This is a genomic window from Alicyclobacillus suci, assembly GCF_017329615.1.
GTDB classification, from domain to species: domain Bacteria; phylum Bacillota; class Bacilli; order Alicyclobacillales; family Alicyclobacillaceae; genus Alicyclobacillus; species Alicyclobacillus suci.
Genome location: NZ_JAFMTW010000221.1, coordinates 1 through 269, shown reverse-complemented (window position 1 = coordinate 269; position 269 = coordinate 1). Strand labels below are relative to the sequence as shown.

1 protein-coding gene is annotated in these 269 nt (G+C 66.2%); it reads right to left on the bottom strand.

Going from position 1 to position 269, the window contains the following annotated elements; translation table 11 throughout:
• A partial coding sequence (locus tag J3482_RS20495; protein WP_206923129.1) for a sensor histidine kinase occupies positions 1–269 on the bottom strand: 269 nt, incomplete at both ends.

Below are 269 nucleotides of genomic sequence, written 5' to 3'. Positions count from 1 at the left end.
ACAGAGATGCCTCGCCGAAGCGGAGGGTGAAGATTGCGCCGCCTTCCGGCGCATTGGCGGCGTCGGCGCCGATCCCTATCGCCTCGGCGAACCCTTTCACGATGGCAAGGCCGAGGCCGCTGCCACCTGAGCGGTCGTCGCCGTCGCCTCTGGTGAACGTCTCGAAAATTGAGGTTTCGGTTCCGGGCACCAAACCCGGGCCGCGATCCCGGACGGACAGCTTGATTCCATCGGACGTGCGCAGGGCTGCGATGGTGATCGGCCCCATG